The sequence below is a fragment of the Rhodococcus sp. UFZ-B548 genome (assembly GCF_903819475.1).
Lineage (GTDB): Bacteria > Actinomycetota > Actinomycetes > Mycobacteriales > Mycobacteriaceae > Rhodococcus_F > Rhodococcus_F erythropolis.
The window spans coordinates 1-26,130 of record NZ_CAIJDS010000059.1 but is presented as its reverse complement, the minus strand read 5'-3'; the positions used below and the strand labels follow the sequence as shown (position 1 = coordinate 26,130).

At 61.9% G+C, this 26,130-nt stretch carries 27 protein-coding genes, 3 pseudogenes and 1 riboswitch; of the genes and pseudogenes, 14 read left to right on the top strand and 16 right to left on the bottom strand.

The window, feature by feature from the left end:
• The first annotated feature begins 7 nt into the window (after nt 1–7).
• Nucleotides 8–1,399, top strand: a complete 1,392-nt coding sequence (locus tag H7C86_RS31955) for an NtaA/DmoA family FMN-dependent monooxygenase (RefSeq protein ID WP_182262990.1) — start codon at nt 8–10, stop codon at nt 1,397–1,399.
• A gap of 510 nt (nt 1,400–1,909) precedes the next feature.
• On the opposite strand, the gene H7C86_RS31950 is transcribed toward H7C86_RS31955, so the two are convergent.
• The gene (locus tag H7C86_RS31950; RefSeq protein WP_182262989.1) at nt 1,910–2,071 is read right to left on the bottom strand and encodes a hypothetical protein; all 162 of its coding nucleotides are present in this window, start codon (nt 2,069–2,071) and stop codon (nt 1,910–1,912) included.
• 363 nt (nt 2,072–2,434) lie between these two features.
• Between H7C86_RS31950 and H7C86_RS38030 the strand changes: the two genes are divergently transcribed.
• From H7C86_RS38030 to H7C86_RS31930, 4 genes are all read left to right on the top strand, one after another.
• A complete protein-coding gene (locus H7C86_RS38030) occupies nt 2,435–2,620 on the top strand; it encodes a helix-turn-helix domain-containing protein (RefSeq protein WP_220463490.1) in 186 nt (61 codons plus the stop codon).
• A gap of 2,010 nt (nt 2,621–4,630) precedes the next feature.
• Nucleotides 4,631–4,744, top strand: a riboswitch (SAM riboswitch).
• A gap of 59 nt (nt 4,745–4,803) precedes the next feature.
• A complete protein-coding gene (locus tag H7C86_RS31940) occupies nt 4,804–5,892 on the top strand; it encodes an LLM class flavin-dependent oxidoreductase (protein ID WP_182262988.1) in 1,089 nt (362 codons plus the stop codon).
• 11 nt (nt 5,893–5,903) lie between these two features.
• Nucleotides 5,904–7,280, top strand: coding sequence for an NtaA/DmoA family FMN-dependent monooxygenase (locus H7C86_RS31935; protein ID WP_182262987.1), 1,377 nt, complete (start codon nt 5,904–5,906; stop codon nt 7,278–7,280).
• 1,102 nt (nt 7,281–8,382) lie between these two features.
• A complete protein-coding gene (locus H7C86_RS31930; protein ID WP_182262986.1) occupies nt 8,383–9,558 on the top strand; it encodes an ATP-binding protein in 1,176 nt (391 codons plus the stop codon).
• A gap of 157 nt (nt 9,559–9,715) precedes the next feature.
• On the opposite strand, the gene H7C86_RS31925 is transcribed toward H7C86_RS31930, so the two are convergent.
• Complete coding sequence (locus H7C86_RS31925) at nt 9,716–10,156, bottom strand: hypothetical protein (protein WP_182262985.1); 441 nt, start codon at nt 10,154–10,156, stop codon at nt 9,716–9,718.
• A gap of 271 nt (nt 10,157–10,427) precedes the next feature.
• On the opposite strand from H7C86_RS31925, the gene H7C86_RS31920 reads away from it, so the two are divergent.
• Nucleotides 10,428–10,793: a hypothetical protein gene (locus tag H7C86_RS31920; protein WP_182262984.1), complete on the top strand. Its 366-nt coding sequence runs from the start codon at nt 10,428–10,430 to the stop codon at nt 10,791–10,793.
• 366 nt (nt 10,794–11,159) lie between these two features.
• On the opposite strand, the gene H7C86_RS31915 is transcribed toward H7C86_RS31920, so the two are convergent.
• Both H7C86_RS31915 and H7C86_RS31910 read right to left on the bottom strand, forming a co-directional pair.
• Nucleotides 11,160–12,092, bottom strand: coding sequence for a chlorophyllase/cutinase-like alpha/beta fold protein (locus H7C86_RS31915; protein ID WP_182262983.1), 933 nt, complete (start codon nt 12,090–12,092; stop codon nt 11,160–11,162).
• A 34-nt stretch (nt 12,093–12,126) separates the two neighbouring features.
• On the bottom strand, nt 12,127–12,318 hold the full coding sequence (locus H7C86_RS31910; protein WP_182262982.1) for a hypothetical protein: 192 nt from the start codon (nt 12,316–12,318) through the stop codon (nt 12,127–12,129).
• A 169-nt stretch (nt 12,319–12,487) separates the two neighbouring features.
• On the opposite strand from H7C86_RS31910, the gene H7C86_RS31905 reads away from it, so the two are divergent.
• Nucleotides 12,488–13,015 carry a MarR family winged helix-turn-helix transcriptional regulator gene (locus H7C86_RS31905; RefSeq protein ID WP_182262981.1) on the top strand — a complete coding sequence of 176 codons (528 nt, stop codon included), beginning with the start codon at nt 12,488–12,490 and terminating at the stop codon, nt 13,013–13,015.
• 446 nt (nt 13,016–13,461) lie between these two features.
• Here H7C86_RS31905 and H7C86_RS31900 read toward each other — a convergent pair whose 3' ends face one another.
• On the bottom strand, nt 13,462–13,812 hold the full coding sequence (locus tag H7C86_RS31900; protein WP_182262980.1) for a DoxX family protein: 351 nt from the start codon (nt 13,810–13,812) through the stop codon (nt 13,462–13,464).
• A 10-nt stretch (nt 13,813–13,822) separates the two neighbouring features.
• A complete protein-coding gene (locus tag H7C86_RS31895; protein ID WP_182262979.1) occupies nt 13,823–14,035 on the bottom strand; it encodes a hypothetical protein in 213 nt (70 codons plus the stop codon).
• 75 nt (nt 14,036–14,110) lie between these two features.
• On the opposite strand from H7C86_RS31895, the gene H7C86_RS37565 reads away from it, so the two are divergent.
• A complete protein-coding gene (locus tag H7C86_RS37565) occupies nt 14,111–14,596 on the top strand; it encodes a hypothetical protein (protein ID WP_259349359.1) in 486 nt (161 codons plus the stop codon).
• Between the two features lie 35 nt (nt 14,597–14,631).
• On the opposite strand, the pseudogene H7C86_RS38025 reads toward H7C86_RS37565, so the two are convergent.
• Nucleotides 14,632–14,901, bottom strand: a pseudogene (locus tag H7C86_RS38025) (LLM class flavin-dependent oxidoreductase); the annotation flags it as partial.
• A gap of 49 nt (nt 14,902–14,950) precedes the next feature.
• On the opposite strand from H7C86_RS38025, the gene H7C86_RS31885 reads away from it, so the two are divergent.
• Nucleotides 14,951–15,319: a helix-turn-helix domain-containing protein gene (locus tag H7C86_RS31885; protein WP_182262977.1), complete on the top strand. Its 369-nt coding sequence runs from the start codon at nt 14,951–14,953 to the stop codon at nt 15,317–15,319.
• 1,350 nt (nt 15,320–16,669) lie between these two features.
• On the opposite strand, the gene H7C86_RS38020 is transcribed toward H7C86_RS31885, so the two are convergent.
• Nucleotides 16,670–16,846 (bottom strand): IS3 family transposase, encoded by a 177-nt coding sequence (locus tag H7C86_RS38020; protein WP_182262976.1) that lies wholly within the window; start codon nt 16,844–16,846, stop codon nt 16,670–16,672.
• A gap of 211 nt (nt 16,847–17,057) precedes the next feature.
• On the opposite strand from H7C86_RS38020, the gene H7C86_RS31875 reads away from it, so the two are divergent.
• The 3 genes and pseudogenes from H7C86_RS31875 to H7C86_RS31865 all read left to right on the top strand — a co-directional run bounded on the left by H7C86_RS31875 (nt 17,058) and on the right by H7C86_RS31865 (nt 19,382).
• Entirely contained in the window at nt 17,058–17,393 is a 336-nt protein-coding gene (locus tag H7C86_RS31875) for a hypothetical protein (protein ID WP_182262975.1), read from the top strand.
• Between the two features lie 28 nt (nt 17,394–17,421).
• Nucleotides 17,422–17,828 (top strand): annotated as a pseudogene (locus H7C86_RS31870) (transposase); the annotation flags it as partial.
• A 531-nt stretch (nt 17,829–18,359) separates the two neighbouring features.
• Nucleotides 18,360–19,382: an LLM class flavin-dependent oxidoreductase gene (locus tag H7C86_RS31865; protein WP_182262973.1), complete on the top strand. Its 1,023-nt coding sequence runs from the start codon at nt 18,360–18,362 to the stop codon at nt 19,380–19,382.
• A gap of 27 nt (nt 19,383–19,409) precedes the next feature.
• Here the strand turns inward: H7C86_RS31865 and H7C86_RS38015 are convergent.
• Together H7C86_RS38015 and H7C86_RS31855 are read right to left on the bottom strand one after the other, a co-directional pair.
• Nucleotides 19,410–20,224: pseudogene (locus H7C86_RS38015) on the bottom strand (recombinase family protein).
• Between the two features lie 205 nt (nt 20,225–20,429).
• Complete coding sequence (locus tag H7C86_RS31855) at nt 20,430–21,077, bottom strand: isochorismatase family protein (RefSeq protein ID WP_182262972.1); 648 nt, start codon at nt 21,075–21,077, stop codon at nt 20,430–20,432.
• A 108-nt stretch (nt 21,078–21,185) separates the two neighbouring features.
• Here H7C86_RS31855 and H7C86_RS31850 point away from each other — a divergent pair, with 108 nt between their 5' ends.
• Nucleotides 21,186–22,133, top strand: a complete 948-nt coding sequence (locus H7C86_RS31850) for a GlxA family transcriptional regulator (protein ID WP_182262971.1) — start codon at nt 21,186–21,188, stop codon at nt 22,131–22,133.
• Between the two features lie 413 nt (nt 22,134–22,546).
• On the opposite strand, the gene H7C86_RS31845 is transcribed toward H7C86_RS31850, so the two are convergent.
• Nucleotides 22,547–22,852 (bottom strand): hypothetical protein, encoded by a 306-nt coding sequence (locus H7C86_RS31845; RefSeq protein ID WP_182262970.1) that lies wholly within the window; start codon nt 22,850–22,852, stop codon nt 22,547–22,549.
• A gap of 19 nt (nt 22,853–22,871) precedes the next feature.
• Between H7C86_RS31845 and H7C86_RS31840 the strand changes: the two genes are divergently transcribed.
• On the top strand, nt 22,872–23,183 hold the full coding sequence (locus tag H7C86_RS31840) for a hypothetical protein (RefSeq protein WP_182262969.1): 312 nt from the start codon (nt 22,872–22,874) through the stop codon (nt 23,181–23,183).
• A 62-nt stretch (nt 23,184–23,245) separates the two neighbouring features.
• Here H7C86_RS31840 and H7C86_RS31835 read toward each other — a convergent pair whose 3' ends face one another.
• From H7C86_RS31835 to H7C86_RS31815, 5 genes are all read right to left on the bottom strand, one after another.
• Entirely contained in the window at nt 23,246–23,536 is a 291-nt protein-coding gene (locus tag H7C86_RS31835) for a hypothetical protein (RefSeq protein ID WP_182262968.1), read from the bottom strand.
• A 59-nt stretch (nt 23,537–23,595) separates the two neighbouring features.
• Complete coding sequence (locus tag H7C86_RS31830; protein ID WP_182262967.1) at nt 23,596–23,772, bottom strand: hypothetical protein; 177 nt, start codon at nt 23,770–23,772, stop codon at nt 23,596–23,598.
• A gap of 125 nt (nt 23,773–23,897) precedes the next feature.
• The gene (locus H7C86_RS31825) at nt 23,898–24,077 is read right to left on the bottom strand and encodes a hypothetical protein (RefSeq protein ID WP_182262966.1); all 180 of its coding nucleotides are present in this window, start codon (nt 24,075–24,077) and stop codon (nt 23,898–23,900) included.
• Nucleotides 24,078–24,111: 34 nt separating this feature from the next.
• The gene (locus H7C86_RS31820) at nt 24,112–24,489 is read right to left on the bottom strand and encodes a hypothetical protein (RefSeq protein WP_182262965.1); all 378 of its coding nucleotides are present in this window, start codon (nt 24,487–24,489) and stop codon (nt 24,112–24,114) included.
• Between the two features lie 376 nt (nt 24,490–24,865).
• On the bottom strand, nt 24,866–25,804 hold the full coding sequence (locus H7C86_RS31815; protein WP_182262964.1) for an IS630 family transposase: 939 nt from the start codon (nt 25,802–25,804) through the stop codon (nt 24,866–24,868).
• Nucleotides 25,805–26,130: the final 326 nt, after the last annotated feature.

Sequence of the window (26,130 nt, the reverse complement as noted above, 5' to 3'; positions counted from 1 at the left end):
TTCTGCGATGACTGGATTGCACCTGAACTTGTCCCTCATGACGCCGGGTCATTTCCGGCACGCGTGGCGGTTACCGCACGCTGATCCACTGGCCTATCTCGATATCGATCATTTTGTGCGGCTCGCTCAGATCGCAGAAGTGGCCAAGATCGACGCCGTCTTCCTCGGCGATGGGCCAGCGTTGCGCGGCGAGATCGAAGAGGCACCTGGAACCGGAATCGATCCGCTGGTGCTACTCGGCCATCTGGCGGCGATCACCAAGAACCTTGGTGTCGTAATTACCAGTTCGACGACCTATAACTCGCCGTACAACTTGGCCCGCCGATTTCAAGCACTCGACCATGTCACCAAAGGCCGAGCCGCCGTCAATATCGTGACCACCGGGACACCGGCCGCGGCCGCGAACTTCGGGTTGTCCGAGCACCCGGACAAAGAGACTCGCTATCGTAGGGCGTGGGAGTTTCTCGAGGTCGTGACCAGCCTGTGGGACAGCTGGAAACCGGATTGGCTTGTTGCGGACAAGAAGTCGGGTCACTACGCAGATGTCTCCAAAATTCGCTCCAGCGACCATGTCGGGGAGTTCTTTTCGGTGGCCGGTCCGCTTCCGGTCCCGCCGGGGCCGCAAGGGCGTCCGGTGTTGGTGCAAGCCGGCGGATCAGAGGGTGGGTTGAAGCTGGCCGGAGATTTCGCCGATGTCGTGTTCACAGTGGCACAGACGCAATCGAAAGCGGCGGAGTTTCGCGATGACATCCGCCGTCGGGCCGTCCTTGCCGGTCGCCGTGAAGACGACGTGAAGATTTCACTCGGAGTGGTTGTGCTGGTTTCGGCAACGGAGGCGCAGGCGCGGGCACGAGAAAAGGAACTGTATGCGACATTGCCGATCGATCGACTGACTGCGGTGCTGCTAGCGAATCTGGGCTTACCCGAAGGCTCGTTCGGTCCAGACGACGTGATCTCCGAAGCCGATTTGCCGGAAGAGATTCCGGCCAGCGCATTCTCGACCGGATTCAGCGTGTCGACGCGTGCCCTGATCCGCGAGCGTCCACTGACACCGCGCGAGCTGGTCGCGCGCGGGGCGGGCGGATCGGGACATCGCCTCGTGGTGGGCTCGGCGGAGCAAGTTGCCGATGATCTTCAGGCCTGGTTTGAGGCCGGAACGGCGGATGGTTTCACCATCATGCCTGCGGATACCGCCGTCGACTTCGAGAACTTCGCGACCCTGGTCGTCCCCATTCTGCAATCGCGTGGTCTGTTCCAGCGTGAGTACACAGCACCAACGCTGCGAGAGAGATTTGGCCTGCCCTTCGGGGCCCATCGAAACCCTGGCCCGCATCGATCTGGCGCCGAGTTGCCTGATGGATCAGCGCGTGTGGCGGTGACCGTGCCGGTTCCGGTGTGAGCGTGAGATTGGGAGCTTGACGACGAACGTGGTCGGCAGGGACGTGGGCCCCTGGTTCAGCTGGTGAGATTGACGCCTCAGTCGCATCGATGAGGTCACCTGTATGAACATCGTCCAGCTTGCCGGAGCGCGGAACTTCGCTTGTCCCAAGGAATATGCGGTTGTGTCCACGATAATAAGCCAAGCCTGATCGCCCCGAAAGGCAATCGCCACTATCGCGACGACGACCAGACAGTTTGCCCGAGCCCGACCTTGTCGACGTTCGCGCATCTGTGTACTACGCGGAGTCAGCCGAGGCCATGTATTCGGTCTCGCAGCCAGCAGGTAGGCGGGAGCATTTCGGTGGCGTATTCGGCGAACACGGGACAGTCTTGTTGTCGATGTAGGGCGTCGAGAACGCCACGGAGCTCGGGGGCGTTCGGAATCGGTCGACGCGCCGCTCTGAGCGGCAGGAGTAAGCACTAAAAGGAAATTTTCGAGAAGCATTAGCCGGAGTGAATTTCGGGTCCTTCATCGTGGTGCGACAGGACCACCGGCGAGTAACCGGTGGCCGCCGTCGGCGCGTAACACACTTCCAGGGGCGAGAGTCATCGCGCGGTCGAGTACGAGTGTCACCAACTCGGCGACGTCCTGGGGTTTGGTGACGCGGTTCAGCGTGGAATGTTGCGCCAACGCGCCCTCAGGTTGGGGTGAGGATTCGGGAGGTGGCAGCGGTGTTCACCGCTCCGGGTGCCACTGTTGTCACGGTGTTCGCCGATTCGGCGTCCGAGCGGTAGTTGATGATCACGCGGGCACCGCGGCGGCCGAGCGTGTGTGCGGTCGTCGCGCCGATTCGCCGGCCTGCACCCGAAATGATGACGACGTCTTTGATGGTTCGCCTCCGCTCATACTGGTTCAGTGTTTGGCGTTTTCGTAAGGAGCCACAATTTGGTGCGAAGCTAACTACGAGTAAGTTTCCGGAATGACGTTGAATGCGCGAGAACTCCTCAGACGGGACTGCCCGGGTCGGGTGATGTTGGATCACATCACCGCGAAGTGGGGGTTCTCGTCCTGACGACGCTCGGTGCTGGACCTCACCGCTTTTATCAACTGCGTGCGAACATCGAGGGTGTCAGCGACAAGATGCTCACCCAAACCGTGCGGACCTTCGAAGTCGACGGACTCGTCCATCGCACTGTGGAACCGGCCTCACCGCCGGCCGTGACGTATGAACATCACTGATGTCGGGTACCAGGCGGCTCGCGAACTCGAGCCGTTCCTGCGTTGGATTCGGACGGTTGCGTCGCCAAGGCAGTGATATTCAATCGTGTTCTGCTGTGACAGCGAACCACGATTTGCGGGTCGGAAACTTAAGGTGGGGCCAGGAACATGGCAAGAGATCGTCGTGACGCGGCAGAAGGCCTCGCGGGCCATCTCTACCCGATTACATGACCCTGCTAGGCCCTTTCGAAAGTGGTCGTGCTGGCCGGCGGCGCCGAACTGGAACACCTGGGTAGGCAAGATTCGGTCCCGAATGCCGATCGGCGGAATGTTGGTCATCGCCGGCGGTCTCGGCGGACCCGCGGAGCGTCAGCCGCCCGGTTGCCAGGGCAGGTGTACCCGAGCAACGAGCGCTGCCGCTGGCACTGCGCCACGTGGCCCGCCGCAGTAGGGCGCCGAACATCGGTAAGGCGTTTGGTACCAGGTCCTCTAAAGCCATGCTTCCGTCGGGTTCACGGTGACCGCGCTCTCGCACCGCAGCGACTTATCTGCCCAGAGAGCGCCGAGAACTGATGCGGTGTGGTTCCCCACGGTGACTGCGGGTGTTGGGCCGGTGGGCACCGGCCATAGCTGAGTGCGGAGTCCGGTAATGCTGCCATCGAGAACTTGCGGTCAGGTCACTTCGCATACCAGTCTTTGTCAGGTATCAGACAGTCACGGATGAGAGCTACCTTCCTTTTGCTGGTGGAAGGTCCGACGGCCTACACCTTCGGGTGGGGCAACTCCGACGACACGCAGATAGGGGCCGATGGGGCTGAAAAAACGCCGCCGTAGCCGCGCGAAATTTTCATCTCGAATATTCCTGTCACGGTGGGGGTGTCGACGTTCTCATTCTCGATGTCACCCTGTTTGCACTGTGCTGGATGCAGATTCGCCGGGTATTTCCAGCTGACACGTGGGGAGATCCCGCCGGGGTCCTTGGATGGGGATCACGTCAGCCGGACACATGCCGCGGTGCTCTCTGTGCAGACCGAGCCGTTCGGCCGGGGATATCCACTTTCCGTCGTAGACGATGGTTTTGCAGCGTCGGCACTGCGTGCGATAAGCGCTGTTCGTCATCAATGATCGCCTTTTCCACTGTCAGAGAACTTTATCCGATGAGAGTTCGGGTGGCCCACCGGTTCGCCATGTGAGTGTTGCCCCGGTGGGCCGTGCGCACCGGGGAACCACCACGGAGTGCGGCGCGCAGAACAGGACGGCCCACTGATCTCGTGGTGGCAGCTACCGGTGGGCCGCGTATCGCCCGGACCCAGCAAGGCTGAAGGCGCGCACTCGAGATACTACTTCGTTATGCCCGTTCGAGGGCCACGGTGTGAGCTAGGCTTTACCGGGAGCTATCGGATGGTTCATCCGACTCGAGTACAAGCTGTCAGTAGGTGTTACGCGCTGGTCGTAGCTGTTCAGGCGCCGTCCACGTTGATCGGTGATCTCACCTCGCTGAGGTAGTACTTCGTCTCCGCGAGCCGTGGGAGTGGCCGGGAGTTCACGACGAGTGACGAGCGCGGCAGCGATGCGCAATCTGTCGGTGTGGAGCTTGTCGTACGTTCAACGTGGCGAACTTTAACGGGGCGACCACGAGGACCGCGACTGGGTGTGCTGCGGCGGTTTCCCGCGCCGAGAGCTGAATCTGTCCGTCGGGATTCGTCAAAACGCTGGCCCGGGGTAGGCATGGCGTCGAGTTGTCGATAGAGCGACTCGTGTGGCGGCACGGGTCCTGTTGTTAGAGCGTGATCGAGAACTCGACGACGGAGCGTTCTGCGGTAGTGAGGCAGGGAAAAGCACTGCTGGACCGGGCCGTTCACTTTCAGTCGGCGGCGTCGGCCCGGGGCTTTCCCTCAGAGTGCAGCGCAGCCGAAACGTGGAATCACCTCGAGTGAAATGCTTCGAGTTTTGTCGATGGTGCGCTATAGATCGGAAGATGCTGTGGCAGTGTACGATTGGTGAATCGATGCGTGATATTGTCGTGTTCACGGTTATGAGTACCAGCATCGAGCCCTGGCTTGCTGGTCGGCAACCCTCCAGCGCGGCGGGGTGCTCCAGGTGACGACCCGGCGGAATCGACCCCCGATTCCGCAAGCGCGCGAGTAGTCCGAGATGTCGGGCATTCGTGCGCATCCGCACTTGTGTCGAAAGGTCTTCTCGTCGTGGCCGCTACGGGCAATTCACTTCATCTGGCAGTCGAAATCGACGGTGCAGGCAGCCATCCGGCTGCGTGGCGCGAGTGGGGTCATGCCCCGTCCGAAGTGCTGTCACCGAAGATTCTTCGGAGTCTTGTCGGCGTAGCCGAGCGTGGCGGATTCGCGCTGGTCACGCTCGCCGATCGCATCGTTCCCGAAGACGGAGGGGGACCGATCGGGCGCCTCGACGCCGGCACCAGGGCCGCCTACCTGGCGGCGACGACGGGATCTGTCGGATTGGCGCCGACCGTGCAGACATTGACGACCGAGCCGTTCCACTTGGCAACGCAGTTGGCAAGTCTCGATCATGCTTCCCGCGGCCGTGCCGGCTGGGTAGTCGGCGGCGACAACTCGCCAGAAGCGAATGTTGCGGTTGGGTACAACCCCCGTGAGGTGGACAGTGCGCCGCGCGAGGTGCGCGAAGTCGTCGAAGTTGCTCGCCGATTGTGGGATTCGTGGGAGGACGATGCCGTCGTCCGGGATGTCGCCACGGGCCGTTACCTCGATCCGGACAAGGTGCATCACGTCCGATTCTCCGGGGAGTTCTTCAGCGTCGTCGGTCCGCTGATCACGCCCCGCCCGCCGCAGGGGCAGGTTGTGGTGCTGGGCGACACAGATCTCGGAATCTCGGATCTGCTCGATGTTGCATTGGTCTCCGGTCCCGATGTCGCAGCGATCGAGGCGGTTGCACGGGCGCAGGGGACACCGCTGACGTTCGCCGAGATCGACGTCGTCTTCGATTCCGACGCGGACACTGCACAATCGCGCCTGGCAAGACTCGACGCGCACACTGAATGGGTGGAGACAGGACATCTCCGTTTCGTGGGATCGCCGGCGCAGTTTGTGGACGTACTCCGAAGTCTGGCAGGCATCGTCGACGGCGTACGCCTTCATCCGGCCGTGGCGACCACCGATCTGACCGTATTTGTCGACAAGGTTCTTCCAGTCCTCGCGGACTCAGGTGTGCACCATGCGCCTCGTCCGGGTTCGACACTGCGCGAAACCCTCGGGCTGGCCCGGCCCGTCAATCGCTACGCAACCGCCACGAGCAACTAGGAGCATTGCTGATGACCATTCCGGACACCGGCGCCCCGTACGACGACGATGCACATGTTCACCTCGGCGTCTTCTATCCCGGCATCGGGCCTCAGACAGTGTGGGAAGACCCCAAAGCCGCAGACCAGGTTTCCGCGGACACATTTTTGCACGTCGCTCACACCCTCGAACGTGGCCTGTTCGACGCATTTTTCCTCGGTGACGGGCAGCGAGTCCGCGAAAATCGCGGCGCTGTGCTCTCGACGGACATAGCGGGGCGCCCCGATGCGATCACACAATTGTCGGCACTGGCGGGTGCTACGAGTCGAATCGGCCTCGTAGCAACGCAAAACACCACCTACAGTCTGCCGATCGATCTTGCCCGCCGCCTTGCGAGCCTCGACATCCTCTCGGACGGGCGAGCCGGGTGGAACATCGTGACCACCGACAATGCGTGGACGGGTGAAAACTTCAGAGTGGGAGGATGGCTCGAACACGAGAGGCGATACGAACGAGCCACCGATGTCGTCGAGGTAGCCAAAGAGTACTGGTCGGCATGGTCGCAGTCCGACGTCGCAACAAGCAGTGATGCACCGAACTGGCTCAGCGCGCCAGGGCCAGCCGTAGTCGAACGTGATTCGGACCTTCTGAAAGCCCGGGCGATTCCGACGGTTCCGTCGAGTCGGCAGGGATGTCCGGTGCTGTTTCAGGCCGGCGACTCGGCAGGTGGTCGGGACCTCGCCGCGCGCCACGCGGACGTCGTGTTCTCCGCCAACCACGAGTTCGACGCCGCGGTGGCCTATGCCCGTGACTTGAGAACCAGGCTCGCCGCCTACGGTCGCTCACCGGACTCACTCCGGATACTCCCCGGCGTCACGGTAATCATCGGGGACACAGAGAAAGACGCGCAGGAGAAGGCCACGTGGCTCCGCGAAAGCGCCTACAACCCGCAGCGTTCGATCGCATTTCTCGAACACTATTGGGGGCAGGACCTCTCGGCCTACGATCCCGACGGCCCACTACCGGACATCGAACCGGTGGACGGCGAACTGGACCCGTCGAGAGGAACATTGTCGATTGCAGACAGAACCGGCAAGCTCGACCAGATTGCACGCTGGCGTGCGCTTGCTGCTGAAAAGAATTTGTCGATCCGCCAACTTGTCCTCGAGGTAGTGCCGAGTTCGCGATACCAGGCAGGCACCGCAAGCTCCATCGCCGATCAATGGGCCTACTGGGTTCGACATCGCGTCGTCGACGGTTTCAACGTCAACCCCTATCATCTTCTCGATTCAGTGAATGACCTTGTCGACAAGCTTGTTCCGGCGCTGCAGGAACGTGGTGTCTACCGAACCGAGTACACGGCCTCGACGCTGCGGGAGCATTTGAATCTTCCGTCGGTCGACAGATGACCGACCTCGCGAGAAATCGCGTGGTAGTGGCCGGGGTCGTAGGAGCATGATCGGTTCCCCCGACCGGCGCAATCGAATATCCCCAGAATCCGCGTTGCGACTATGCGCCGCGGGAAGTTGATTTTCCAATGCGTGTGGCTGTCCTGCTACTGGGCATCCCCTGCCAGGGAGGGGCGCACATGACAACTTCCACGCCGCAGGATGTGGCATCCATCGAAAGCCGGCCTCGGTGACATGGCGACCTCTTCGCGCCGCGAGGGAGCTCCGAAGCGGATCGCCGAGCTCGAGGGCAAGAACCGCGCGAGGGTCCATGGTGCCAGACTTGGGAAATCTGTAAAGCGTACGACCTGACAGGTACAGCTCGCAGACAATCGCGGTATCGGACGACCTGGGGGTATCGGTGAGCGCGGTTACCCTGGAGATCGTTTCGGAACCCGGGCAATCGCCCGTTCGACCTTGGTCGGGTGATGACTGCAGTCAGAGAATGGTGCACACCTGGGGCCGTCGGCGGCGGCGCCGACGGAAGGTCATGTCGGATACGGCGGCGATACTGACGAATGCTACTGCGCAAGAACGTATTTCGATGCCACAGTGATGACTGGAATCGGTGCACGTCTCGAAGGGGTGGGGTGGGTGCTGGGCTGCTTTCTTCAGCCGACGTGGCCGTTCATCGCATCGGCCCGGACTCAGCAGTGGGTAGCCCCGCTACCCGATGACGATCCGCTATCTCAGATGTGGTCGCGGCTGACCGCGGCCTGCGAGCAGATCGGGCGGGCACCGCCTCAAGGCCGCAAACGGGCAACGATCACGGCGCTGAGACTGATGATTCATCGTGACTACAACCGACGCACCCGGCGTGCCGATGCGGATCTGCGAACTTCCTGCGCATGGATCCAAGCCGCAGGTTTGTCGGTCATTTCGGTCCCACCGACTGTCCCCTCGGGCAGGTTCTTGAAGCTACCAAGCAAACTTCCTGCGTACTCAGGTGTGCAGAACAACGCTACGTCGGTCGTGGGTGATGGCTTGGTTTCAGGGTCTAGACAGGTATCTGAACCTATCGTCGTATATGGAATCTTGGCCATAAATTGCTATAGTTTCCGATATGGACCTGGAGCTGAACCCGTTCAAGCCTGGATCGGGCCTCCGCCCTCCGGCGCTCGAAGGCCGAGACAAGCAGCTCGCGGCCTTCGATCTCCTCGTGGCGCGGAGCAAGCGCCGTAACTACGACCGCGGCATGATCTTGTCGGGACTGAGGGGAGTGGGTAAGACGACCCTGTTGAATACCCTTGCCGAGCATGCTGATCGGCATGAATGGTTGACGATCGGTATCGAAGCACGACCTAATGCCTCCGGCACCGCAGCGGTCCGCGCGAAGCTTTCGCAAGAGCTGACGGTCGGCCTGCGCCGCTACAGCCGCAAGCACAAACTTCAACAGGTCATCGACCCACTGATCGACCTTGCTCGGGGGTTCTCCCTGCAAGTCGGGCTCGGACCGGCGACGGTGAAGGTCGGAGCGGCGCAGCCCGCGGCAGCGAGCGGAGACATCGACCTCGACATCGAGGAGCTCGTCGAGGCGATCACCGCGGCACTCAAGCCGCGGGGCGGTGCCTTCGGGTTGTTCATCGACGAGATGCAAGATCTCGACACGGACCTGCTGTCGGCATTGCTGGCGGTCCAGCATCGGGCGAGCCAGCGGGAATGGCCGTTTTTCTTGATCGGAGCCGGCCTGCCGAATCTGCCGGCGACGTTGGCGGAGAACCGCTCCTATGCCGAGAGGCAGTTCCTCTACAACACGATAGGGCCACTTGATCGAGAAGCCGCTGCCGATGCATTGCGGATCCCTGTCCGCCGCCACGGCGGCGACTTCACGGAGGAGGCGCTGGCGCTCCTGGTCACAGCCAGCGGTGGCTACCCGTACTTCCTGCAGGAGTACGGCAAAGCGATCTGGAATCTCGCCCCAGACACACCATTTCAGCTCGAGGATGCCGAACTTGCTGTCGAAGTCGGCCGGAGTCATCTCGATGAGGGGTTCTTCCCATCCCGTTGGAACCGTTCCACGGAACGTGAACGTCGGTATCTTGTCGCGATAGCTGCTACAGGCGAGGACACACCCCGATCGGGGAAGGTTGCCGAACTGATGGGATCGACCTCGAGTGGAGTCAGCGATGTTCGCGACTCCGCTATTCGTAAGGGCCTGATCTGGGCGCCGGAACACGGCCGGATCGCCTTCACAGTCCCGGGCATGGCCGACTTCATCAGGCGCCAACCGAGGGCGTAAACATATCCGGCACAGTGTCGCTGGCGGTTTTCCTCGCTCTGCCACGATCTCGTTCAGAAGGAGAGATAGGAGAGCTCCGGCCGGATCCCAATGGCGCAGTCGCCGAATCGATGTGACTCGTCTCTCTGAGGTGGAGGGAACGTCGATGCCGGGGTTGTTACTCGGGTGAGGAATTGTTCGGGGATGTCGCGGAGTTTGACGTTCGTTTGTTGGAGTGCCAGACGAGGACGTCGAAGGCGCGGCCGGCGGGGATGCGGTAGACGAGCATGCCTTTGGCTTGCCCGATCGCGCCGCGGAAGGCGGTGAGGTCGCTGACGGCGGTGTCGGTGATGTCGCTGTAGAAGCCGGAACTGCCGATGGTGTTGCCGTGTTCGTCGAGGAGGCGATCGCCCACGACTACGACCGAGCGGGTGATCCCTCGGGTGTCGATGATGCGGTGGCGGCTGCTGAAGGCTCCGCCGGAGGTGCGGATCGTGTGCAATGTGTGGGCGACGTGGGCCCTGTCGTCGGGGTGTTTGTGAGAGAAGGGGTTCGGTGGTCGGTGTGACAGCGGCGGGGCGTATCCGTGCATGCCCGCGACGGTGTCCGGCCACTTCATCGGTCGCCGTCGCAGTGGTCGAGAAATCTTCCGACTCAGTGTGGGGCACCGGCTTTCGCTATAGGCCCTAGTGTTCCTTCATCTGCTACCGACACTCACGCGCCCTTTCGATCCTGATCTTCTTCCCAGCTTGCCTGTCCGATGACGTTGTACCGATATGGCGGGGAGTGGCGACGCGTGGTTCCGGCAGAGGCACAGGCGAGGGGCAACGGTGTGATCGTTATAGCCTATTCGTTGGGTGTGCCCGGGGTGCCGGGCGAGGGAGGGCGTGGTGAGTGTCGATATGTGTCGGGAACGGTTTCTGCAGGCGTTGGGACAGCTTCGCGGGCAGTTTCCCGAGGACGCGGTGTTGATCGGTTCGTACAAGGCGGTCGTCGCCGGCGAGGACGATGTGGTCTTCGGCTTGTTGATCGGATTGGTGGGCCCATCGGCGCCGGTGTGCGCGGATGCGTTGGGGGAATGCGTGAGCGGGTTTCTTCTCGTTCGGCGGCGGGTGGAGTTGTTCGGCGGGCCGGTGGAGTTGAGAAGCCCTCAGTCAGGGCGTTATTCGCGGTACACGCCGCCGTCCGGTGCGTCCGGTCGTCCGGCAGTGAGTCAGTGGGGCGAACTTTGCCCGGTGGCGACTACGTGCGCCTGATAGACACTGAGCCTCGAAGGGCTGATTCGTGTCCGCGCCGGGCGCTTCACGTTTGCTGCTCACGGCAAGTTCCTGACTGTTGATTGTCAGATCGAGGCGTTCATCAGTCGTCCTGTGCGCATCTCAGTTGAGGATTTCGCCGCATTCGCTCTTCGAGGAGCACCGTCACCCGCTCCCGCCCGGTCTGGAGCTGCTCGGGAGTCAGTCGCGTCCACTCAGTGATCTCACAGACGATGCGTAGGGGTCGCCTTGCGCCGGGCTCAATATTCCTATTCCGTTGCCGCTGAAGATCTTTTGCGGAGGCTCGTAACATTCCTTGCGTTTCGATTCGGGGGTGACCATGTTCTTCGAGGGCTATGGTCCGAGTCATTGCTTCGACTCCATCCGTGCCAGGTCGGTTCCGTTGCCGCCGATGGATCGCTGCGCCGACTCCCATTGAGCGTCATCGAGCTCGAGGGCATGTAGGAGGAAGGCTGCTGCAGTCTTGCGCAGCAGTCGCACCGTCGCGGGGTTCTCGTCGGTGGTCTCGCGGACGTCGTAGCCGGGAATGCCGCCGAGGGAGTGTTCGCCGCCGTGCAGAGTAAGTAGGTGCTTCTCGCCCGGGCTGTCGGTGTACGGGTCGGCAGACCAATCGGGGCCGCGGGTACTGAGCGGTGAGTCGTCCTTGTCGCCGAGGACGACGAGGGCAGGTGCGGTCATGCGGTCGAAGACCGGGTTCATGAACGGGAAGTGCTCTGCGGCAAACGGTGACAGGTCGCTGCCGCGTCCGGCCGTGGCCATGAGAACGCCGGCGCGCACCCGCTCGTCGCGGGAGTACACGATGGCGCCGGTATCTGGATCAACGACGCCGAGGCCGAGCAGGATTCCGGTGGTCTGGCCGCCGAAAGAGTGTCCGGCGGCGGCGATACGCGTGGTGTCGGTGCGTTCGCGTAGTCCCGGGACGGTGTCGAGGATCTCGCCGAGGTGGTCAAGGATCCGGGTCGCGTCGTTGGCGCGTTGCCGCCAGATGCCGGCGCGCCGGGGGTCCTCCTCGGTGAGGCCCACGCTGCGGGAGTCGAGATAGGTGGGCTGCAGGACAACGAAACCGTGCGATGCCCACCAGTCCGTGAGTGGACCGTATCCGTCCATCGACTCACCGAAACCGTGGGAGAACAGAATGACGGGGAGATCGGTCCCGCTCGTGGGCGCGGATATCCGAAGCTGCAGGGCGGTTCCTCGCGCGTTGCTCGGCACGGCGATGGGTTTGACGGACACGATCGGCACTTCAGCGGCGATCAGATGAGTGGTGTTCTCGAACATGGGGATACCTTTCGAGTGGATTGGTCGGTTGGCGCTATCGGGTGCGTTCCGCTGCGGCAGCGAGGAGCGGGAATGGTGCGGTCAGTTGCTCGGCACAGTGATGTACGTGGAAGTGCGCGTCGTCGATGCCAATTTCTTCCGCTGCGACGACCAGTTCGATCGACTGTCCATAGGCCTCTGCTGGGTCCGTGTGCCGGATTTCCGGGAATCCTGTCAGTGTCCACACGAAAGAAAGGCGAGCGGCTTCCGTTTCTCGTTGTGAGTGAACTCTCCATCCGATTCCGTATATGAAACAGCTCGACGGGCCATTGCGATTCACCCTCCACATTTTGGTTGCACCGGCAACTATATAGAAGAGCGGTTGCAGGTGCAACTACTTTGGTAGGATCGTTGACATGTCAAGAGGGCTACCCGGATTGAGTGATACGGAGGCGGAACTGTGGATTGCACTCACGGTGATGTCCCAGCTATTCACACCATCGATGGACCAGCGTCTCCGGGCGGTCGACTTGACTTTGTTCGAGTACGGGGCGCTGATGTCGCTGCTGGACTCACCGAAGCACACGTTGCGGATCAGTGAGATGGCTGAGCGTACCTACGCCTCCTTGCCACGTATGTCGAAGGTCGTCGTGCGACTCGAAACGCGCGGCCTTGTGCGTCGCGTCCGGTCTACTGAGGATTCACGCGCCTTCGACATCGAGCTCACGACGGCAGGGCGTAGTCGGCTGCGTGATTCGGCGCCGATCCAAAGCGCCGCAGCCCGCGACCTCGCATTGAGCTGCTTGTCCGCCGACGAGGTAACGACGCTCGGCGCCCTTCTCGCACGGTTGGTGCGAGGCCTGGACCCAAAAAGTCCTTTAGGTACGGAGCGGCAAGCGGCAGGCGGGCGTGACACAGAGCCGGCGCAAGAATCTCGGCCTTAGTGCGCGGAGCTGACATCGTAAATCGCTTTGTCTGCAACTGAACTCGGCGCCACGCGACAGGGATTGCCGGTCTGCTGGCCGGATAGGATCTGGCGAGCTGGATAGCAGGCCTCACTACGGCAAGCATCCGCTCGATGGACCGACCCTCGAACGCCATTTCGGCCCGGGTCAATTGGACCGCATCAGAGTGCTAAGGCAGAGATGTACGGGCAGCCGAGCATAGACCTCTTCCGCAGGGAAGATTGTCGGTGTGAACGCAACTGTGCCGTCGACCGAATCGTGACGGACGAGGGCCTGTCCGGCCTCGTCCGCGGCCATGGCTGCCGGCGCCGGACCACCACGCCGGTCGGAAGGACGACCTGAGGGCTCGACTAGGCTGTGGCCGCTGCTGGCCCGAGCTCGCCGCAGTCGCGAAAGTCTTCGTGACTGGCGTCGTCGACCGGCGGTCAGAGGGTCGCAGTACGCAAGAGGCCGACGACTACGGATACGACCGCGAGTGCGGCTGCCGGGGGCATGCCGGGAAAGTCTTTGACACGTAGGTGTGCGGTGACTGCCCCGAGAAAGTAGAGCGTCACACCGACCGCAGCAGCGATACCCATTGGTCCCCAACAGGATCCGGCGATGAGGCCGCACGCCCCGGCAATCTGCGCCACGCCGAGAAACGGCAGCACGCTATCGGGCAGGGCAAGGGTGGACATCTGTGCGACCAGCCGGTTCGGTCGGGTGAATTTGGCTGCGGCTGAGGACAAGAGAACCGCGGACAAGAGTGCGGCGACAATGACATACGCGATGAACATGAAAGGGCCTTTACTGCTTCGAGGTTCGATGGTATGAGTTCGAGTTGCGGGTCGCGATGTGCCGACTGTCGGATGTCGACCCGAGCCGCCGGCGCACCGCGGGGGCGACGCCGTTGGCGAGCCTTTCGATCGACTTCGGGACGGCGGTGCGCGGTAATTCGCCGAGGTCGGTCAGTCCGATGAAGCGACTCGCACCGAGCAACTGATGTTGCACGGCAACCATTTCCGTGATCTTAGGTGCTGTCGACCGACAGGACTTCGTCTGGGCTGGCCATCGCGTCGAAACTCGCCGGTCGAGATGCGTCCCGTGGCCCGCGGCGAAGTAGGAGCGGTAGCGCAGGTAAAAGGTTTCTCGGCCACCCTGCGAGGTGCCGCCCGCGTGCAGATGGCTCGCAAGCCCACTCCCAGCGTGGAGCGTGGGTGCCCTGCAGCCTCTGCTGACGGCCGGTATAGGTCGACCGCCGGGCGTGGCCCGTGCCGCACTGCTGCCGAGATCCGCCAACGTCATGGGCAGACCCGCACGGCCTGCGTGGCCGGCGCTGTCCACGAACCTCCGCTCCCTACCCTCACCGGCAGTGTCGCCCAATCGGGGAATGACAGTCGCCCGATCGAGCGAAGTCCGGAAGCGCACTGCCCATGCGGCGACCTCTTCGGTGGTGGTTATGCGCAACAGGTCCAGCTTCTCGGCGAACACGTCGTCGTACTGCCCGCCGTGGACGCCGAAGAAGTCGAACGGCTCGGCGTAAGCCCTACGAACTGCGGTGATCTCCGCTCGCCCAGCTGAGGCCAGGTCGAGTTGCGCGAAATCAGAGCGGCCGGATCTAGCACGTTTAGCACCGAGGTTGCGCTGGCGAGGGTGATGGGCGAGGTGCGGGCAGCGACGGCGGCAAGGACGACCGCAGGTGAGGGCATGACGAATCGAGACGTGTGGTGCTCTCCGGCATCGAACACGTTGATTCCGAGCTGATTTGCTGTGGCGCCGTAGTTCACGATGTCCCGGATACGGCGCACAGGGTCTCCGCTGAAGTCATGTCGACGGGGGAGTAGATGTCGATGTCGATGTCGGCATTGAAGAGCAGTCAATGGCATGCATATGACACTAGAAGGCCGATAGGTACCAGCGGGTACCCTTCGGAATATGAGTCTTCGTCCCGGTAGCGTGTTCCTTGCCGATTGCCCCGCGAGGCTGGCCATCGAGATCATCGCCACCAAGTGGGCTGTGGTCACTGTGTTCGGGCTGAGCGACGGTCCACTTCGGCACGGCGAGTTGGCGGAGCTGATCGGCGGGATCTCACGCAAGGTACTCACGCAGACACTGCGCCGACTTCAGGACCACGGACTCGTTGCACGCCAGGTGTACGCCGAAGCCCCACCACGCGTCGAATACAGCCTGACCGAGTTGGGGCGCACGCTCGAGGAGCCCATCAGAGCTTTGACGGCGTGGGCGCGAACCAACGGCGAGACCATCGCCGCGCTGCACGAGCGGGCAGATCCCGACGAAAAATGAAGCACAACAACACTGTTTGGACTGCATGACGAAAAGGCGCGGGGCTGCCTGTGTGCCTTGCCGGATTCGTCGACCGGAACTTCAGTTGCACCGGGGTAGTGAGAAGCCCAGTTGGTGCTCCCATCGTGCGCGTCATCAGGTCGGTGGCCGGGCAGATCGTCTGGCGTGGCGTTGAATCTGTCATTCAACGCGACCGGTAGATGATCGGCGGCGCACTCGCCGCCGGGGCGACGGCAACGACGGCGCGGTCGATCGGTGTTGACATTGGTACGGCAATTGCTTTACTGTGCAGCACTTTCGATCATTGTGAGCGCAATCATTCCCTGTAGTCTCGCTCTCGGCGAAAGCGCAGTAGAGTTTGTTCTTGTTGGTTCGATCGATGCATCCGACGCCGCGGTTTGCTTCGGTGAGTCTGCGAGCGACCCTCCAGGCTTTCGTTCAGAGGCTGGTGCGAAGAATATTGTTCTCCAATACATCCATGCCAGTGTGAGCGCACCGGCGATGTTTCGCATTGCTTCATCGCGTGAAGTAGCGTCGCCGGTGCGTCCACCTCCGTCGGTTCGGACGTACACGGCCCGCCTGAGTCGATACTGACGATCAACAATGGCGGGCCACCGGAATCTGAATGAACTGAGTAACCCTCAAGTGCTGTGGGTGAATTGGGGATAGTTCACTCCTTGGATATCTGTGACTCCACGAAGACTGGTATCCGGCACCCAGTGCACATATTCTGCGAAGGCTGTTGTCGACACTCGGCTGGGTTGCGGCGACGCAGCCTCGCCGGAGCGCAAGTCACTCTGTAGATCCGGCGAGGTCTCACAAAACGGCGCGTCGGCGGGAAATCAAGGGCTCGTCTACGCGCACGGCCCACCGACAGTTGACACTCACATCCACGTCGGTGGGCCACCCGAACTGCGTGTCGGTATCGAGAGGTGGCGGCCGTCGGCGCGCACCGGTCCGCTGGTCCGTCGTATCCGGATCAGTGGACCACCGGAATCGCATACCGAAACTGGGGAGTTGATCGGCATACCGGGTGTGCCGGGTCGGCGCATTTCCTCCAGCCCGGTACACCAACCCCAACGACGACAAACCCACCCCCTTCTTTCAAGGCCAATTCTTGCCTATCCGAATCGTTTGCCCAGAACCCTGGATCCGAACTGCAGGCCAGTTCCAGCGTTGACGTATGGGGTTGAACACACGACTCGCACGGAATCCGGGTCACCGCACCACGAGACGGAAGGCGCTCGATACCCTGGACTGAGATTCCCCCGTTTCGCCGGAGAATTTCGATCTGACTCCGGTGAGCTAGGATTCGATGGCATCTGCTTCCTGTCGATCTGGTCGATCGTGCTAAATCTGTTCGTACTCGTCGGGTGAGAGTCCACCCCAGCCGGCCTGGATCCTGCGCGGGTCGTACCAGACGTCGATATAGCGGAACAACGCCGCCTCCGCCTCGGGCCGTGCGGCGAAAGTCTTTGAAGGCCAGTAGATCAACTCAACCGTGAGTGTCGACCCGCCCCCGAACATCTCGTGCAGGAGGGGCCCGGGTTTTCGGCGAGGACGTTGTCGAAGCTGTCACCGACACTTCCGGTCGACGGGGCGATGCCCCGTCGACGAGCCGCTGGGTGAGCCGAGCCGACGGACATCAGCGCCCCTTGCCGCTGTGGAAAATTGACTCTCCGCCGCGCGGACGTCGCGGGAGAACAGGGCGTAGTCGAGCACTGAGAGAACAAGATCGGTGTCCGGACGCGGACCGCACCTCCAGCCCACCACCTTGCTGGAGAACGCATCACGTACACTTGCCAGCCACACCACTTTCTCGCCGGTGAGGATCCGCGTCCCACTTGGTGTTGGGTGCGGTCGAGGTGAAGTTCCGCTCCAGCAGGTCCAGGGCGGCGATGTGCCGCAGATCCTGCATGCTCGACCCACGATTCCGTCCTTTGTGCAGATAGGCCCCGCGCAACCCGTTCTCGCGCGTGATCCGCTCGACATGTTGACGGCTGACCCGCATCCGGCGCCCGCACTACTCCAGCAATACCCGTGGGAATCCGTGGGTGCCGGTGAAGTCGTATGAGGTGCGGATCTCCCGTATCTGCCATGCCGGTGAGTTCTTGTATTTGGCCGCGGTGATCGACTGTTTCTCCCGCCGACTGGTCGGGTGGTCGATCGCCGAGCACATGCGCACCGAACTCGTCGAGAACGCTTTGGGCGCCGCAGCACTGACACGCCGCAGTCTTGCCGGTGCAGTGTTCCATGCTGATCACGGAAGTCAATACATCTCAAAGAATTTCGCATCGACAATGCCCTGGCCGAGTCGTTCAATGCGACACTCAAACGCGAAACGCTGCAAGGCGCAGCCCGCTGGGAATCACCTCGGGCGGCAAGGCTCGCGGTGTTCCGGTGGATCGCCCGCTACAACACCCGACGACGGCACTCGTACTGCAACTATCTCAGCCCCGCCGACTACGAAACCGACCACACATCCGATAGCGTGCAGCAAGCCGCTTGATCACAAACCCCGTGTCCAGTCCCCGGAGTCAAAGCCCGCTTACGCAGCTCCGGCGGATACTTACTCGTTCCCACAGTGATGTCCTTCCTTGGTCTCCACGATCAAATACGGTTCGGAAGTCTCCGGGGAAACGGGGGAATCTCACATCACTATCGGTGTTCGATGTCATTCACGTTGTAGCGCGGGGCCGAAGCCCAGGACGAAAATCGGCCATGGTGAGGAGGCTGCGAGGTCTGTCGGCGTTTCGTCGAGTCCTTCTTGGAGACGGGCTGCGAAGCCGGTGATGGATGGCTGGCGTTGTGTCGATAATCTTACGGGGGCTCACTTGTGGGAGTCCGGTTCAACATTTACGTCCGAATTCCGACGCGGCCGGGGTCGCAACGCATGTCGGAGCGCAGGTCCGGTCAGATGATGTCATGGTCGCCGGGTGGGCGCCGAGAATGAACTGGTCGAGTTGTTGCATGGTGGAGGATCTTTCGCCATTATTGAGAGTTTTACACACATCATTCCTTCTTCGATATGAGGGGCTTCATGCCTGCACGTTCGACACCTTTACAGAAGCTAGGGTTTTTGACGATCGGTCTGTTCGACGAGCATCGACCCGAACTCGGCCACGAGTCAACTCTTGCGATCATCGAACTGGGCGAGCAACTCGGGTTCGACAGTGCGTGGCTGCGGCATCGGCACTTACAGTTCGGGATCTCTTCGCCGGTCGCCGTGATGGCAGCCGCATCGCAACGCACCCGCAGGATCTCGCTGGGAACCGCGGTGACTCCGCTGGGCTGGGAGAACCCGCTTCGGTTGGCGGAGGATCTCGCGACAGTCGACGTTCTGTCCGGTGGTCGGGTGAACGCCGGCGCCAGCGTGGGCCCACCAATGCAGTACGAACGGGTCAAGTCTGCTCTCTATCCGGCTACGGCAGATCGCGAGGACTTCAGCTATGAACGCGTGCATCGGCTTCTTCGCGCTGTCGAAGGGCAACCGGTGTCGGGGTGGAGCGGCACCGAGGGAATGGAACAGTTCTCCGATAAGGCGCAGCCGCATTCGCCGGGTCTACGAAGTCGCATGTGGTACGGCGGGGCGAGTGTGCGGTCCGCGGAGTGGGCAGGTGCAACGGGGCTGAATCTCTTGGTGAGTAGCGTTGTCAAAGCCGAGGAGTCGACGGGCTTCGACGAGATCCAGCTCTCGCACATCCAACGATTCCGTGCCCGTCATCGTGATGGTGAGACAGCTCGGGTGTCGCAGGGCTTGGTGGTCATTCCGACGGACTCCGCGTCGAATGAGCAGACTTCCAAATATCGAGACTATGCGCAGAGCAGGCTCGCTCGCACGACACAGCCGCAGGGACCTGCGCGGATGATGTTCGCACCAGACCTTGTCGGCACTTCGGACGAGATCGCGGACATGCTCTATGACAACGCATCCTTTCGTGCTGTTGACGAGGTGGCTTTCGCTTTGCCGTTCAGTTTCGACAATGAGGATTACGTGCAGATCCTGACGGACATCGCTACGAAGCTGGGCCCGGCTCTAGGATGGGCCCGCCCCGAGCAGTGATGTCGGAGAGGGTCATTGAAGGATGGGCTAGTGGTTCGTAATCGATTCGAGCTGTAGTCCCTCGACGATCGCGTGGGAGTTGCGCCGAAACGCGTCAATACGGGCACCTCCTCCTCGATCGGTCTGCAGTGAACGTGGGAACCACCAAGGGACTCCCGACCACTGGCCTTTTCTGGAGGGGCGTTCAGCGACGTGGACCGGCTGGCACCTGTGCTCGTCACGAGGGATGCCGATACGGTGGCTTGCGAGCGATGGCCTTCTGTTTGTCATCGAGGACGGGCGGTCTCCCGCCTGTGCGCCCGTGTCTTTTGGCTGCTTCCAAACTGCAAAGATTCTCTCCCTCAACAGATTTTGCGCGAACTCGACGAGGATGCCGAAGATCGTGAAGCTCAGCCGGTCGCCGGAAGTGGTGGTGTTGATTTCTTCGGTCGGAGAGGTGAACCCGACGTCGATCGATTCGAGGTGGGCGACCGTTTCCAGCAAGTGGGAAGGCTTCGCCCGAGGCGGTCCAACCGCCGTACCACCGGTGTGTCGCCCGGTCGCAATGCATCCGTCGTGGCGGCCAGCTCGGGACGATCGATCTTCGCTCCTGATGCCTTGTCTGTCCAAACACGGAAACAGGCGGCCGCATTCAATGTGTCCAGCTGTAATTCCGGGTTCTGGTCGGTGGCCGAAACCCTCGCGTAGCGCTGGGACTTGGAATTGTTTGGCAGGTTTTTCACGGAATTATTTGGGCAGGGAGTGCTCGGCCGTGGATGTGAGGGATCGCCTGACTGGGCGGGATCAGAGTGCAGGGAGTCTTTCAGAGTCCTGCTCAGCGCGGGTCGGCTCGATGTTTGCATTCAGCGCTGAACACTTCAAACCTGTTTTACTGCACAGTTGTTCGATTTTGAACTGCTGCCACGATGCTTTGGTGCTGCTACTCGAAGCTCGAGTCGAGGCTTTCTTCAAGTCACTCGTGGGACTTCCCTCGTGGGGATTTCCTTGGGGCTATATCCGGGATGCTCCGGCACAGCCCCAAGCCTCAGAACAAGGGCTTCGAGTTGATCAGGCGACCGGCGCGAACGTCGCCCGTCCGTGCATGGCGGAGGATCCCAGGTCGCCCTTGGGGAGCGCGATTCCGGCCTCGACGGCCCGCACCCAGTCGTTCGTGGTGGCAACGGCGGCAAAGTTGGAGTGCACCAGCACCAGCAAGGTTTCGTGCAGTTGCTGCGCGTTGACCTGACCTAGTTCGTTGGCCAGGTGGATCGCCCCGCTGGCGTCGGACAGCAGCTCTACTCCGAAGCCCAGCGGTTCGGCTGCTGAGGCGGAGGCCAGGTCGCAGTTGTTGGTCATGTAGCCGACCACAGTGATGGAGTCCACCTGGTTTTCTCGAAGCCAGGCCTCGAAGTCGGTGCCGGCGAAGACGCTGGCGTAGCTCTTGATGACGTGCTTCCACGAATCCTTGCGGCGGGAGGAAATCTCCGGGTGCAGTTCCCAGCCTTCGGAGCCCTCGGCGAAGACCGGTGCCCCGGCCGGGTGCTGGTGCTGAACCACGGCGATCGGCATCCCTGTCTCTTCGGCAAAGTCGATGGCGCGGGTGATGTTGGCCAGGGATTCGTTGCGGTCCGGGTACTGGATCTCCAGTGGGCCTCCTACTGCAAAGTACTCGTTCTGGACGTCGACAATAACGAGTGCTCGGCGCAATTCAGACACGGTGGGCTCCACTTCGTTGGTTGTTCGGTTTGGTGATTCCATCTTGGTGATGCCGTCACTGGTACCGTGAGTGGCGCATACGCATACTTTCGATGAAAATAGGCCAAGGTGAAGATCGCCATCCATGCCTTCGACGGAATGACCCTGTTCCATCTGGCTGCCCCGCTGCTCGTATTCGACGAAGTAACTCGACTAGGCCTTGCCGACGACTGGGAGACAAGAATCTTTACCGAGGTGGGCCAGCCTGTGCGTAGCGTGGAGGGCCACCTGATCAGTGAGGTCTCAGGACCGGAGATTGCCACCGAGGCCGACCTCGTAGTTTTCCCGTCTTGGCTCTCGCAGCTCCAGGATCCCTCCGGGGACTTGCTTCGGCTCATCCGACAATCGCATGGGCGGGGAGCGATGATTGCAGGCCTGTGTTTGGGTGCTTATCCGGTGGCGTGCAGCGGCGTGCTGGACGGCCGCACGGCGGTGACCCATTGGGAAGCGGCACAGGCCATGGCCGCCAAGTCGAATGCCGTGGAATTCAACGACGCAGCGCTCTATATCGACCACGGCGACGTGCTCACCTCCGCCGGAACAGCCTCAGCGCTGGATGCCTGCCTGCACATCGTGCGGAGGCATCTGGGCTCGGCTTCGGCAGCTGCCGTGGCACGCCATATTGTCGTTGCGCCACACCGAGAAGGAGATCAGGCGCAATACATTGCCCGCCCGTTACGGGATCCTGACTTGGACGGCCCGCTGGGAAGAACCATCGAGTGGGCACTGGCGAACCTGGACCAGGACCTCGAGGTCGAGAGCTTGGCGGCCCACGCCACCATGAGTAAACGCAATTTCACACGAAGGTTCAAAGAGTTGACGGGGCTCTCTCCGGCGCGTTGGGTGCTGGGCCGGCGACTCGACGATGCTCGACAGCTGTTGGAAACCACCAGTTGGAGCATTGCCCGTATAGCCGAATCCTGTGGCTTCGGCAGTCCGGTGACCTTCCGGCAGAATTTCATCGCAACCTTTTCCACGACCCCGACCTCGTACCGGAGCCGCTTTACCAGACGCTAGGACCCCTCCTTGCGCTGCCTACTGCGGATTCGATCTGGAATCGCTCCGGGCATCCTGCGGAACTTTTGTCCTGCTTGCGGGCATACGCGCGATGGGCGCGTTGCCTGGCACCGCATCGTTCTGAGCATCACTGGCGTCTTGGCGGGACCGGGACCTCAAGTCTCATCGCTACCAATTCTTGGCGCCGAGTCAGCACATTCAGGATTTGCTGGATCCATCGACAGTAGTGGGGACCCGATCTTCTGGGGTTGATCCGTTCACAACAAACTGGAGCACGCCTTCCAGGCCAACAGGTTTGTTCCGACTCGAGGTGTGACGGGACTCATGATTACGAAACCGTGACACCTGGACCGGCTGCCAGTGATTATCTGGCAACCGATCGATGCACGGGTGTGCGTGTGCGGCCGGAATGTCTAGGTGAGTGCGGTGGTGCGGCGGGGTAGGGGTTCTGCTTCGGTCAGGCGCGCGTACGACGGTGCATCCGCCGGGACGGGCGGGTGATGATCGGAAATCCGGAGTTTGGTGGCGATGTCGACGAGCAGTTGCAGTGAGGCTGCGGAGAGCCCGTTCACTGCCGCCAACAGCACCTTGATCGCCGCATCGTCGAGACAGTCCAGGATCTCCGCGTCCTCACCTTGCACACGGACGCAATCACCGGACCAGGGGATGGTGGAGAAGTCGCCGGGTGAGACGCCGAAGTAGCCGGCCAACGCGGCCACCACCTCATCGGAGGGGCTCGTGCGGACCCCGGTACGCAACTGGGAGAGGTACGGCGTCGAGATCCGGCATCCTCCGTGCCAGAAGACCTTTCGCTATCGCAGCGTTCGTCAGCCGCCGATCAGCGGCGGCGAACCACTCGTTGAGACGGACCTGGAAAACACTGTCCTCCGTCATCCGTCCTACCATCACCGACTCCGTTTCTTTTCTTTCGACATTCCGCACGCAGCTGGTGCGCTCGTCGGCAGGTATGGCGGTCAGCAGATCAGCCACCGACCGCTCGTCGGCGTCAACGTCAGCACTGCGCTGACAGCGGTATCGGTGCGGGCATAGGGGTCGGTGGTGGTGTGGCCGCGCACCGTCGCCGATACCTCCGTACTCCGGACGGTGATGTCCTAGACGGTGCCGAGGGTGATCGCCGGCAACGCACCTTCGGCGGTGAGTGTCTGCTTCTGCGGGCAGGTTCTGGTAGCGGCATCGTCCACCGAGCCGGTACGCAGTGCAGCGAGGTGAGATTCGATGAGCGCGGTGATCTGCTCGGAATCGGTGGACATCTTCAGTGGTTGCCTGTCCTCGGTGTCCGGATCCACCGAGGCGCTCGAGCATCCCGAGAGCAGAAGAGTCGACATGGCAGCGGCGAAGGCAGCTCCGGTCGATCGCCGGCCGTGCGTGGCGGGTGTGTTCATCGAAACTTCCTTGATTCCTCACAGTTTTCATTCGACATGTCCCTGTCGGCGCGACAAGATCAGAGAAACAGGACAACGGCCGCCAGCACCAGCGCAAGAGCGGCGCTGCCGTTGGCGGCGCGAACGAACACGCTCCGCCGACTGCCGCGGCCGACGAACAGCGCGGTGATCTGCAACGCCAGCGACACAAGCCCACCACCGACGGCTCCGAGGGCGAACACTTGCGGAGCGTCCATCAGCAGTCCCCGATCCTGTTGAAGGTCAACGTCACAGGCGAGCCCACTCGTTCGAACGCGAACTCGGCAAGAGCGCGCCAAACCGGACCCGGCACCAACTCTCACGATGTGTAGCGTGTGCGATTTCAGCACCCGCACACGATCCCCACGGCGAACAGGGTGACACCGATCGCCGCTGCCGGGACGGACAGGTCCGTCACCAGCCGACGATCGTCCGGATCGTCGATCACGAGGACCGCGAACCGTAATGCTGCCGCGATGCCCGCGATGAGGAACCCCGCAGCACCGAGGTACTGGTCGCCCATCACCAGTCACCGCGCCGTACCTGGCTCCGGCTCTTTACCAGGCGCTGACGGCGTAGAAGATGTTCCCCTGATTGATCGCAGGGTCGATGAGATAAAGCCCGACGACACCGAAGGGATGCGCTGCTGCTTCGTCGACGAACTGATCGCCGGTCACCGGGGTCCAGCCCCCGGTGTTCCAGATCGAATCATTCGGCAACCCGACTGTCCAGCCGTCCCCGAACGCGGCGTTGATCAGATTGCCCGCATTGATCTGGCCGGCGGCCTGCGTCTCGTGGTGATCGAGAATGACACCGGCATACCCGTTTCCGGAGATCGGAGTCGCAGCGGTTGCGGACCCGGCACCGGCAACAACCACAGCCCCCGCAGCCACCGGGATCGCAAGAGCAGCAACAGTTTTATATATACGAGCCATGGGAAAGTTCCTCTTCTCTCGTCCTGGTCCCGGCCGAATGCCTGAACCCGAAAGCCTCGTAAACCCGGTTTGTCGGATTTTCGTACCTTCAGTGAACGACATCAGGCAAACAATCGGCAACCGATTGGACTTACTCGAGAGTCAGATCACACCAAGCAAAGGACGAAGGACCTCCCCCTGCGAGGGCGGCCGTTTCGGATATTCGCATGTCAGCAGCTCACCGGAAGTTCCGATCATCACGAACAGGTGGCAGATCTCCAGCTACCTCCCCGTGTGCCAAAGGACGGAAGGGGCGCACGTGCCGCGTGTCTGACGACCCCAGGCGGGGATGACGACGAGTGCGCGGAGCGTGAGTATCCGTGCGTTCGGGAAGGCTTCAATCCTTTTCGCGCGTACCGGAAACACGAAGTGGGGCTGGGTCTGTCGATGGGTGGCGGTGTTCGGCGATGGCCATCCAGATGTCGACGAGGTGCAGCCACGTAGTCGGTGTCGGTGTGTGGTGGGTTCGAACGTGCGGGTGCGTGGACAGTGCTGATCGGACCGATTCGAGATGCTCGGTGTCGGCGTCGAAGACCACGTGCAGCCGCTGATCCTGATTCGTCGTCGCACCTCGTCGGCAGAACGCAGCGATGCCCTCGTCGGGGGAGGGGTGGGGTAGTTGCCCGAAGGTCGAGCCCGTCGCGATGTGCGAATCGGCGGCCAGGAGCATGTCTCTGCGCCGGAGGTAGCAATGAAACTGCTGAAGGCGCACCGCGGAGTGGAGCGGCGCCTGTTCAGCTCGGCCGGGTGTGCCGGCTACCGCCAGGATGATCGCGTTGCCCTGCGGCCCGATATGCAGGTCGACAACCGCAGTAACCGTCGCGGAGAACGCCGGGACGGTCGCGAAGGTGAATCTGTCCGGCCCGCCGGGTTTGACGCCGTATTCCTTCCACGCCGCCTGCACTGTCGTCTTACTGATTTGCAGGTGTTGCGCCAGCAGGCGAGAGCTCCAATGAGGAACCTCGAACTTTTCTGGCGGTGCGGTCAGAAGCATGGAGATGATCGTGTGCGATTTGACGACGCGAGGACGGCCCGGTTTCGGAGCATCGACCAGCCCGTCCATTCCGTGCTCGGCGTAGCGAGTGCGCCAGGAGGTCACCGTGGGACGCGAGATGCCCAACTCCTTGGCGATCGCGGTGTTCGAGTGACCGTCGGCGGCCAACAAAACGATCTGTGCGCGCATCACCGCGTCACGCGACGAGGAATCCGAAGCCGAGACCTCCTGAACGCGACCGCGATCGCCCTCGCGCAGGATCAGTGGGCGCGGGGCGGGCATGGGCGACGATCAACGGCGAGACGCCACCCGAGTGTGGTTTCTGCGTCTACCGAAACCCAATATGGGAAGGCGGATGCCGATGGGCATCGATGTTGCCCAGAGGTGACCATGATCGGGAATGTATCAGTGAACATTCATTCCCGATGTTGCCCAGAGGTGACCATGATCGGGAATGTATCAGTGAACATTCATTCCGTGTTGCTCAACTACTGCGCACAGACTTTTTACGACCATATTCTGAGATAACTTGCAGATGTCCGAAGTGTGGGTGAGTTGAGTCCCGGATAGTGGTGTAGCGCGGTCGCCGAGATCGTCCCGATGCTGGA